At 65.8% G+C, this 10,087-nt stretch carries 11 protein-coding genes and 1 pseudogene; 6 read left to right on the top strand and 6 right to left on the bottom strand.

Annotation, left to right across the window (positions count from 1 at the left end):
• Positions 1 to 419 (top strand): hypothetical protein (locus ABLA28_RS08520; RefSeq protein ID WP_347713294.1); only part of this gene is annotated, 419 nt, incomplete at its 5' end.
• A gap of 182 nt (positions 420 to 601) precedes the next feature.
• On the opposite strand, the gene ABLA28_RS08515 is transcribed toward ABLA28_RS08520, so the two are convergent.
• Positions 602 to 976 (bottom strand): DUF134 domain-containing protein, encoded by a 375-nt coding sequence (locus tag ABLA28_RS08515; protein WP_347713293.1) that lies wholly within the window; start codon positions 974 to 976, stop codon positions 602 to 604.
• A gap of 19 nt (positions 977 to 995) precedes the next feature.
• Entirely contained in the window at positions 996 to 1,244 is a 249-nt protein-coding gene (locus tag ABLA28_RS08510) for a hypothetical protein (protein WP_347713292.1), read from the bottom strand.
• Positions 1,245 to 1,499: 255 nt separating this feature from the next.
• Here ABLA28_RS08510 and ABLA28_RS08505 point away from each other — a divergent pair, with 255 nt between their 5' ends.
• A complete protein-coding gene (locus tag ABLA28_RS08505) occupies positions 1,500 to 3,980 on the top strand; it encodes a DUF3160 domain-containing protein (protein ID WP_347713295.1) in 2,481 nt (826 codons plus the stop codon).
• A gap of 58 nt (positions 3,981 to 4,038) precedes the next feature.
• Positions 4,039 to 4,824: an AmmeMemoRadiSam system protein B gene (amrB, locus tag ABLA28_RS08500; RefSeq protein ID WP_347713291.1), complete on the top strand. Its 786-nt coding sequence runs from the start codon at positions 4,039 to 4,041 to the stop codon at positions 4,822 to 4,824.
• Positions 4,825 to 4,991: 167 nt separating this feature from the next.
• Here the strand turns inward: amrB and ABLA28_RS08495 are convergent, their stop codons facing one another.
• The 3 genes from ABLA28_RS08495 to ABLA28_RS08485 form a co-directional block, all read right to left on the bottom strand.
• Positions 4,992 to 5,723, bottom strand: a complete 732-nt coding sequence (locus tag ABLA28_RS08495; protein ID WP_347713290.1) for a flavin reductase — start codon at positions 5,721 to 5,723, stop codon at positions 4,992 to 4,994.
• A 16-nt stretch (positions 5,724 to 5,739) separates the two neighbouring features.
• Entirely contained in the window at positions 5,740 to 6,447 is a 708-nt protein-coding gene (locus ABLA28_RS08490) for a flavin reductase family protein (RefSeq protein ID WP_347713289.1), read from the bottom strand.
• 208 nt (positions 6,448 to 6,655) lie between these two features.
• Positions 6,656 to 7,021, bottom strand: a complete 366-nt coding sequence (locus ABLA28_RS08485; RefSeq protein WP_347713288.1) for a helix-turn-helix domain-containing protein — start codon at positions 7,019 to 7,021, stop codon at positions 6,656 to 6,658.
• Between the two features lie 151 nt (positions 7,022 to 7,172).
• Here ABLA28_RS08485 and ABLA28_RS08480 point away from each other — a divergent pair, with 151 nt between their 5' ends.
• From ABLA28_RS08480 to ABLA28_RS08470, 3 genes are all read left to right on the top strand, one after another.
• Complete coding sequence (locus ABLA28_RS08480) at positions 7,173 to 7,991, top strand: protein-ADP-ribose hydrolase (protein ID WP_347713287.1); 819 nt, start codon at positions 7,173 to 7,175, stop codon at positions 7,989 to 7,991.
• Complete coding sequence (locus tag ABLA28_RS08475) at positions 7,957 to 8,811, top strand: Sir2 silent information regulator family NAD-dependent deacetylase (RefSeq protein WP_347713286.1); 855 nt, start codon at positions 7,957 to 7,959, stop codon at positions 8,809 to 8,811. The genes ABLA28_RS08480 and ABLA28_RS08475 overlap by 35 nt, the downstream gene beginning before the upstream one ends.
• A gap of 161 nt (positions 8,812 to 8,972) precedes the next feature.
• Positions 8,973 to 9,602 (top strand): NAD(P)-dependent oxidoreductase, encoded by a 630-nt coding sequence (locus tag ABLA28_RS08470; protein ID WP_347713285.1) that lies wholly within the window; start codon positions 8,973 to 8,975, stop codon positions 9,600 to 9,602.
• 118 nt (positions 9,603 to 9,720) lie between these two features.
• On the opposite strand, the pseudogene ABLA28_RS08465 reads toward ABLA28_RS08470, so the two are convergent.
• Positions 9,721 to 10,087, bottom strand: a pseudogene (locus ABLA28_RS08465) (hypothetical protein); the annotation flags it as partial.

The raw sequence follows: 10,087 nt of genomic DNA, 5'->3' as shown, positions 1-10,087 counted from the left end.
CCATTGCCTACTATTTTAAGTCCATGGTCTGGTGTTTTGCCATCGTTGTCTTGTCCATTCTTTTCATTGGCAGGGATGCCATGATTTTTGCCGGCTTCTGGAACGAGGGTTTTCCTCGTTATGTATACGATGAGATAGACCTGGTTGTGCATACTTCCGCATGGCTGGTTGTTATGCTTCTGCCCTGCTTTCTCGCGTACGGCGTCTGCAGGGAATGGATGAAACATTATCGAACTCTGTCCCGTGCATTGCGTGAGGGCAGGGACCCGGACCTGTGCGACCGGGCGCGTATGGAGGAGATGCGCCGGACGATCCTGGGCTGGGCGTGGAATAGCGGCTATGTTCGGTACGACCGTGAAAAGGGCTGGCGGCTGAACGCTCCCTCCAGGGGTTCGAAAGGCGGCCGGCTGATCGAATGACGGCATGACGATCCGGCACGGCCGCAGCACTGGGATAAAACTGAGGACGGCCGGAGACGGCGGCGCGTGCCTTCAGGGGCCGTCGGGGCTGCCGGCAGGGGGCCCTCACGGGGGCGGTGCAGCCCACCGGCTCCGCCGGCGGGCTTGATCCCTGCGGTTTTTCCCCGTGATGTGCCGTGGCCCTACCGGGGGCCGGAATCCTTTCCGTGCCGGCAGCAGCCGTGCCCGTGACGCTCCGCTCCGCCCGGGCCACGCGCCCCGCAGATGCGGTAGGTCCCGCCCTCGATCCGGAGCTCCCTGGCGTTGACCAGAAAATCTGCGACCTTGGCGCGGGCACGGTCGTAGATGGCCTGGACCGTCGTTCGGGCGACCTGCATACGTCCGGCGCACTCCTCCTGGCTCAGCCCCTCCAGGTCGATGAGGCGAAGGGACTCGTACTCGTCCACCGACAGGACCACGGGGTCGCCCGCGGCGCACTCCCGTTCCCCGGACGCCGGGGCGAAGCGGGAGCAACAGGGCATTGCAAAGACATCCCGCCGTTTCGTCGGCCGGGGCATCGGCTGGGCCTCGAACGCCTCAGGCTTCCGCCGCGAGGGAGGCCGCGGCTTTGCCCTCCCGGGAACAGCTGCCCTTGTCTTCCTCTCCCGCGCCGTGATCGTGCCCGCAGCCGCCTCCGTTTCCCTTCCCCTTCCCCTTCCCGTGGCAGTGCCCTTTGCCTTCGCTGCCCTTGCCGCAGTCCGACCCGCCGTGCCCATGGCAGCAGCCGTGACGCTTCCTCTGCTCTCCGATCCGTTTTTCCGCCCGCTCTTCCATCCGTTCTTCCATCGTTATCCCTCCTCGATCATTTTCTTGACCCTTATCCGGCATATGCCATTTATTAAGATACCTCTTTTTCGTCATATGTCAATAACAGGGGGCGATGAAAGCGGTGGAAAAGACCACCCTGTCGGTTCCCTTGGAGGTGGGTTTACGGAATACGTTCCTGCGGTATAGTATTGGGGAAGGCTGTTATACTCGAAGCGCTCCGTCTCCATGCACCGGGAGGAGCGCGGAGGACGAATGAGGTGATTCGAATTGAGGATGAAGTGGTTGGGGATTTTTGCTTGTGTCCTGTGCGCGGCGCTCTCGTTCTGCGATTGCCCCGCATGGGCTCAGGGCGGGACGCAGTACGTCGTTACGGCGCGCATCACGCCGCTGTTCGAGACCGTCAAGGACGTCAAGGCCGCGCCCGGCGGGAAATGGAAGGATATTCCGTATAACGAGGGGATCCTGGGGGTGCTGGTCTACGGGGATCTCGTGGAGGGGAAGCCCTCCTCCAAAAAGGGATGGCTGTCCCTGTCCGGCCCGGAAGGGGAGTTGGGGCTCGTCGAGGCCGCGGCGCTGACGCCCATGCCCAAATACGAGCCGGTGGACGCGAAGCCCTATCAGGTGATGAAGGACGGGACCGTGCCCTTCCTGCTGCCGGGCCAGCGCCCCGTCTCGGAGTTCCATTCCTTTTCCCTGCCGCGCGGGGCCGTGGTCACCGCGGAGGGGCGGGCGAAGGACGCCGAGGGGACGTCGTGGCTGCTCTGCATCTTCGGCACGGACTACTCCGACGGAGGCTCGGGGTCGGACCGCCGCGGCGGCTGGCTGCCCGAGGCCGAGCTCGTCGACCTGTCGGCCTCCAAGCCGGAACTGTCGCGGGTGGAGGAGGACAAGCTCCCCGCAAAGCTGGACGGCGCCGAGCGTAAGGCACTGGTGAAGAACGGCTTCTACGTCGATCCCAAGCCCGTCCTTGTGAAGGAGCTGAACGAGGACGACATGGTGGACGCCTACAACACCATCGACTCGCTCACCCCCCGCTTCATCACCGCGGACCTGCCGCTCCACGCGTTTCACCTCTACTTCGACCGGATGCTCCAGAAGGTGGAGCAGAAGGTTCTGCTGCCGCGTACCTTCGAGCTGCTGTCGGCCATGACCGTGGCCCTGAAGGACCTGCCCCACGACCTGGAGAGCTCGGAGCTGGGGCGAAACGCCGCATCGGCGGTCGTCGATTACCTCGCCCTCGCCATGCACCTGCTGACGAACGGGGGGGCGGAGATCCATGACGGCATCGCCGGATTCGCGAAGGGGGTGATGGCGGGAGAGGGGACGGGCGACAATCCCTTCACGGGGCTGCCGCAGGACTTCACCCTCTTCGCCCCGCGCGGGCACTACACTCTGAACGAGGACTTCAAGGCCTATTTCCGCACCACCTATCTGCTGGGCACGCCGTTCCCGCTGGACAACGAGGGAGGAGCCGCGGTCACGCTGCTGCTGTGCCACATCCTCTCCGTGCCGCAGGTTCAGGAAAAGTGGCGTGCGCTCTACGACCCCATCCGCTACCTGGTCGGCAGCTCGAACGTCAACACGTGGGACGAGCTTGTCGAGGCGCTGAAACCGTTCAAATTCGGGGACCTGAGCGACGCGGGCAGGGTGAAGGAGCTCCTGGAGGTTCTGGACAGGACCGGAAAGGCCAGCGCCATCCAGAAGCTGCCCGGCAAGAAGTTCGCCGTACTGCCGCGCCGGATCACCTTCGACGCGATGATCTTCGATACGCTCACCCATCCCCGGACGAGCACGGATGAGGATAAGCGCGCCCTGCCCGACCCGCTGGACGTCATGGCGGTCCTGGGCTCGCCCCAGGCTCTGGACGAGGTCAAGCCCTACGAGAAGTTCAAGAACTACGGGGACAACCTGAAGGCGCTGGAGGAGCGGTGGCCGGAGTACCGCAGCTCCGCGGACGGGGCGAACGCCTATACCGCCTGGCTCTCCGCCCTGCGCAGCTACAACGTCTCCGAGGGGTCGCAGCAGTTCTTCGCCCGCGCCGCCGCCTGGGGCTACAAGAAACTGACGACGGCGGAGGCCTCCATGGCCGAGCTGAAGCACGACACCATCCTCTACGCCGAGCAGAGCGGGGCCGAGATGGGGGACGGCGGGGGCGAATGGGTGGCCGGGCCCTTCTCTCAGCCGTTTGCGCGCGGCTATGTGGAGCCGGAGCCGAAGCTCTACCGCGCCCTGGCGGAGAGCGCGCGCAAGATCCTGGAGTTTCTGACCCCCATGTTCCCCGATGAGCACGAGTATTATCGCGGGAAGTTCTCCCAGTTCTCCGAGGAGATGGAGACCCTGGCCGGCATCGCGGACCGTGCGCTCGAGGACGCGATGACGCCGTCGGACTTCCTGACCATCATCGAGCTGCGCCTGCCCTCGGTCCTGCCCGAGGATATCTACGATGTCTACGACAAGGCATCCCAGAATCAGCTGAGAATGGCCCTGGTCGCGGACGTGGCGACGGACGCCTCGGCCGGCCGGGCCCTCTTCATGGGGGTCGGAGCGCCGCGCAGGCTCAGCGTCTACGTCAACGACCGGTCCGGCGGCTTCCGCGTGACGGAGGGCTACATGTTCTCCTATTACTCCTTCATCCAGTCCCTGAGCGAGGGGCGCATGAACGACGATCAGTGGAAGGCGATCGTCTATGACACGAAGAGGCAGGACGACATGAAGCAGTACCTGCCGGCCTGGCATGGCAAACTGTACGAGTAGCGCCTGGGGCGCGGCCGGGGTGCTCCGGCCGCGCCCGTTCCTCTCCGGGGAGGGTTTTGTGCGGAAGGGCTCCGTGCCCCGCGGCCTCCCGTGTTTGTCCTTGCTCCTGTTTCTGTTCCTGGCGCTCCCTGCCTCCCCGGCCCTCGGGAGCGGGGAGCCGCCCCTCGTCGTCGGGGCCGTCGCGCCCCATCACAACGTGGCGGGGGCCCTCATCGACCGCCTCTACGAACGGATTCGGGAGCAGATTCCCCACCCGGCGCGCGTCATCCTGATCGGGCCCGACCACTTCATGAGGGCGCGGCAGAACATCGTGTTCTCGGCGGCGGACTGGCGGACGCCCGCGGGACTCCTGCGGGCCGATGCGGAGGGGGCCTCGTCCCTGAAGGGCGCGGCCCTGCGCCAGGACGGCGTCCCCCGGCGCGACCACGGCATCACGGAGCACATTCCGCGCGTACGAAAGTTCTTCGGCGACGTCCCCGTGTTGCCGCTGGTCGTGAAGTCCTGCGCGACGGACCTTCAGGTCCTGCGCGTGCGAAGGGCCCTGGAGGCGCTCCTTCGCAAACGCGGCGGCGTGGTCATCCTGAGCATGGACCTCTCCCATTACAAGCCCCGCGCGGAGTCCGACGCCGAGGACGAGCGCACCCTCGCGGTGCTGTGCGCGTTCCGCCTGGACGAGCTCAACGGGCTGGACGTGGACTGCCCGCGGGGCGCGCGGCTCCTCCTGACGCTCCTTCAGGGCCTCGGAGCCGTGCGGAGCGAGCTGCTGGAGCGCAGCAACTCCGCGGACTTCCTCCCGAACGCGAGCCGCACCACCGGCCACGCCACGGTGCTGTTCACGCGCTGAACGGAGGCGGACGCCCCATGCACCCGGGCGTACCCCTCCGATCGAAACGGACGATGGGGGGACCGATCCCGGCCACAGCGGCATTATCACACGAACATAAAAGCGAGAAGGGCCCGGGTCGGCCCTTCTCGCTTTTGCGTTATTCCTTGCCGTGCCGGTCCCCGCGATCAGGGCTTGGGGGCGGCGAGCTTTTCCATGTAGGTCTTGCCTGCGGAGTGTCCGTCCCCGAGGTAGTCCCCCAAGCCGAAGTAGCCGGTGTTGCCCTCGCTGCGTCCGGGGATGTAGAGGGCGATCTCGGGCAGCCCGGCCGGCTTGGGATTGACGGAGGGCTTCTCGTTGGCGTACCCCTCGTCCACCCAGGTCTTCACCACCTTGAGGACGATGAGGTCGAAGGGGGAGTCGGGGTCGAGGGAATCGCATTCGACCAGCTCGCACTCCAGGGAGATCGGGAACTCGCGGAGCATTGGGGCGGCTACGGCCTGTCCCTTGTCCGCCGTCAGCTTGGTCATGGCCAGCTTGTCCGTGAACTTTCCGTCCTTCATGCCGGAGAGGCACCCGAAGAGGTCGGCCTCGGCCAGCTGGGCGACGGAGGGAATGTTGATCGTCGCGGCCTTGCGCTCCAGAAGGTTCTTATGCGTGTAGGACGTCTTGCGCATGGCGACGACGATATGCGTCTGGGGCGCCGACGTGGCGATCCCGCCGCGGTCGAAGAGCCCGAAGTTTGCGCGGTCCTGATCGTCGTAGGTCCCGATCACCAGCAGGGACGCGGGCATAACGCGCGCGGGGACCTCGGGACTGGCCGTGTTCTCGACCTTGGCCGCCCACGCGGCGCCCGCCCCGACCAGGGTGAAAAGGGAAAGCAACAACAGCGACCGGAAAAAAACGATACTCTTTTTCATCTTCACCAATGCCTCCTCACTGCTTGGCGTCGGGGTACTTCGTCTTGAAGAGCTCCTCGCTGGCGCCCTGGCGCTGCCCGATCGAGTAGAAGCCCGATCCGGCGCCGCCGCCGGGGTAGTAGAGGATCGAATCGACCTTCACGGGGTTGGGGTATCCGGGGAACTTGGAGTCGGAGCCGTTCAGGACGGAATCGTCGATCCAGACGCTCTTGACCTCGGCGATGTACATGGTGTGCGAGCCCTCGCCGAAGCTCTTGGTCTTGACGACCTTGCACTCCATGGAGATGGGGCACTCCTGGATCATGGGCGCGTCGACCTGGCTGCCCTTCACGGGGGTCAGCCCCGTAATGGCGAACTTGTCGATGTACTGGTCCCCGGAAATGGCGGAGACGGTGCCGCAGAACCCTGCCTGCTCCAGCTGGGCCCTGCTGGGAACGTTGAGCGTGAACACGCCCTTCGCGTCGATGTTCCTGGCCGTCTGGCGGCTGGGGCGCACGGAGACGTAGACGAACATCTTCTCCCTGCCCACGGCCCCGGCGATCCCGGCGCGGTCGATGACGGCGGCGTCCGGGCGTCCCTCCTTGTCGCTGGTTCCCACCAGGAAGAGCGTTGCGGGTATGATGCGCCCGTTCGCCTTGGGCAGCTCCACCTTGGCGGCCATCGCCGGCCCCGCCGCCAGGGCGAACAGGACGGCGACGCCGAATACGGACATCAGTTTTCTCAATAGACTCGACTCCTTCCTCGAAAATAAATTGTTGAGGCCCCAAACACGACGCGGTATTCCCCTCCCAAACGGCTGAGCCCTTCGGCAGGACCCGCAGTGCGGTTTGCCCCTGCAAACTCGTTCGATTATAGCACAAACATGAGTAGGCAAGTAGGGCTTGCTCGGGCGGTCCGCGCCTGGACCTATCGGCGGCCTCCGTCCTTCCGGCCTACGCTCCTCCGTCGGGAATGGGGGACGGTGTTGGGCCCGCTGCGGCCGCTGTCCCGGCCTTGTAGCGCGTCCCCCACTCCAGCATCGCCTCCAGGACCGGCCGCAGGCTGCGACCGGTCTCCGTCAGCGCGTACTCCACCCGGGGCGGCACCTCCGCGTAGACGGTACGGGTCAGCAGCCCCGCCTCCTCCATCTGGCGCAGGTTGGCCGTCAGCACCTTCTGGCTGATGCCGCCCAGCAGCTTCTTCAATTCGCCGAAACGCTTGACGCCGCCCGACAGATCCCAGAGGATCAGCACCTTCCAGCGGTTGGAGATCAGCGTCATGGTCGTCTCGATCGGGCAGTCCGGCATGTCCTTTTTCATCTCGCCCCACCTGTTCGCACAATGGTATCTTTTTGGTACCTACAGAACAATAATGTGCCTGCTTTACATAGGATACTTGATGAGCTATTGTAATGCAGAGGGACGGCGGGGACAAGCCCCGTGCCCTAGGAAGCGGAAGGGCGGTGGTGTCGTGGATCGGATCGGGAGTCGGATCGGGGACCAGGCCGGAAGGCTGGAGTACCTGCTTCATTTTCTGCGGGACGAAAACCCGCGCTGCCGCGGCATGGAGATTCCGGACGACGGGGAGGGCCGACGGCGGCTCCTTCGGGCCCTGATGAACGTCCGTCCCCCCTGGCCCATCGGCGGGGACTTCCTGGAGGTGCAGGACGCCTATCTTCGGGAGGAGACGCGAAGGAAGGGAATCGTGGACGCGGAGGCGCTGCCCGTCGCGGCGGAGGAGCCCGGCGCCTCCTTCCTCTCGGTGTGGAGGGGCGACATCACGACGCTGAGGGCGGACGCCGTCGTCAATGCCGCGAACGCCTCCCTGCTGGGGTGCTTCGTGCCCGGTCACGGGTGCATCGACAACGTCATCCACACCTACGCCGGGGTCCAGCTCCGCCTCGAGTGCGACGCCCTCATGAGGCGGCAGGGTCACGAGGAGCCGACGGGCGGCGCGAAGGTCACGGGGGCCTATAACCTGCCCAGCCGCCACGTCGTCCACACGGTGGGACCGATCGTCGCCGACCGCCCGACGCGGAGGGACCGCGCCCTGCTCGCCGACTGCTATCGCTCCTGCCTGGAGCTTGCGCGCTCGCACCGGCTTGTCAGCATCGCGTTTTGCTGCATCTCCACGGGAGAGTTCCGTTTTCCGCAGCAGGAGGCCGCGGAGATCGCGGTGGAGACCGTCAGGGGGTTCCTGCGGGAACATGGGGCGGGGATGAGGGTGATCTTCGATGTGTTCAAGGAGAGCGACCATGAGATCTACCGGCGCCTGCTCGGATGCGATTGAGAGGCTGAGGCGCGGGATCGCGGAGGCGGACGCCGTCGTGGTCGGAGCGGGGTCGGGCCTGTCGACGGCCTCCGGCATGACCTACTCCGGGGAGCGGTTCGAGAGCAACTTCGCCGACTTCATCGGGAGGTACGGCTACCGGGACATGTACACGGCCGGTTTCTACCCCTATCCCACGCCGGAGGAGTTCTGGGCCTATTGGAGCCGCCACATCCACCTCAACCGCTACGCCCAGGACTCCGGCCCGGCCTACCGCAGGCTGCGGGCTCTGATGAGCGGCAAGGACTGTTTCGTCATCACCACCAACGTGGACCACTGTTTTCAGAAGGCCGGGTTCGACGAGCTCCGCCTGTTCTGCACCCAGGGGGACTACGGGCTGTGGCAATGCGCGAAGCCCTGCCACCAAAGGACCTACGACAACGAAGCGCCGGTGCGGCGCATGGTGGCCGAGCAGAGGGACATGCGAATCCCCACGGAGCTGATTCCCCGCTGTCCGCGGTGCGGCGGCCCCATGGCGAACAACCTCCGCAGTGACGATACCTTTGTGGAGGACGAGGCCTGGCACCTCGCCGCGGGGCGGTACAGGGATTTCCTGCGGGGGCACGAGGGCGCGCGGCTCCTGTTCCTGGAGCTCGGGGTGGGCTGGAACACGCCGGGCATCATCAAGTATCCTTTCCAGCGCATGGCCGCCGGAAATGAAAGGGCGGTCTACGCCTGCGTCAACCTGGGGGAGGCGGCCGCCCCGCGCGAGCTGGAGGGCCGCTCGATTCTCGTCGATGGGGATATCGGGGAGGTCCTGAGGGAGCTCGAGGAAGCGTAATTCAGGGTTCCGATCGATCGTGTACTTCGTCGTTGTCGCCCGCCTTGCTCGGCATGTCGTTATGTGGAGGCAAACGGGCTTCATGCGCCGCTCCCGGCGCGGCGGAAACATGCCGGGAGAACAAAAAAGATGAAAATTTTTGAAGGGTGGAGGAGGAAATCATGAAAATCGCTGTGGTCTGCGCCAATGGAAAGGCGGGGCGTCTCATCGTCGAGGAGGCGGTGAGGAGAGGGCTGGACGTCACGGCCGTGGTGCGGGGGGAGAACCAGAGCGCGGCGAAGCGGTCCATTCAAAAGGACCTCTTCGACCTGACCGCCTCCGACCTGGAGGGGTTCGACGTCGTCGTGGACGCTTTCGCGGCCTGGACCCCGGAGACCCTGCCGCAGCACAGCGCCTCGCTGAAGCACCTGTGCGACACCCTGAGCGGCCGGAACACGAGGCTGCTGGTCGTCGGCGGGGCGGGAAGCCTCTACGTGAACGCCGATCACACGGCGCAGCTGATGGACGGGGCCGGCTTTCCGGACGCCTTCAAACCGCTCGCGTCCAGCATGGGCAAGGCCCTGGAGGAGCTCCGCGCCCGAGACGACGTGAGGTGGACCTACATCAGCCCCGCCGCGGATTTTCAGGCCGAGGGGCCGAGGACCGGCAAGTACATCCTGGGAGGGGAGGAGCTGACCCTGAACTCCAGAGGCGAGAGCGTGATCAGCTACGCCGACTATGCCGTCGCCATGGTGGACGAGGCCGTAAAGGGAGACCACATCCGGCAGAGGATCTCCGTCGTGGTGGCGTGAGCGCGGCTGCGCGGGGCGGTCAGGGGTCTTCCCGGCGGCCCCGTTCCCTTCCCCCGCTGTCGTAAAATCGCGTAAGGAGGATCGGTCCCTGCCGGGGCCGATCCTCCTTTTGACGGAATCAGGCGTCGGCAGCGGGTTTCACCACCCCGTCCTCGATGCGGATTCTCCCCTCGGCCTCGAGGCGCCGCAGCACGGAGCCGGCGAGCTCCCTCGGCCAGCCGAGGTGCCGGTGGATGGAGCCGACCCCCAGCTCCTCGGCCTCGTCCCCGCTGCCCTCGTGGTGGCGGAGGTGGATCAGCACGATCCGCTCTCGATACTCCATCTTTTGGCGGCCCCGCCGCCGAACGGCGCTCAGCAGCCCCCGGCTGGGCGACAGGACGAAGATGCCGAGGAAGGAAAGCCCCGTCGCCACGGCGATGCCGCCCGCGATGGAGACGTCCAGCCACGCGGCCGCCCAATATCCCGCCAGGGCGTTCAGCACCCCG

Source organism: uncultured Fretibacterium sp. (genome assembly GCF_963544685.1).
Classification (GTDB): Bacteria; Synergistota; Synergistia; order Synergistales; family Aminobacteriaceae; genus CAJPSE01.
The sequence above is the reverse complement of the archived record's forward strand: the minus strand, read 5'-3'. Positions and strand labels throughout refer to the sequence as shown.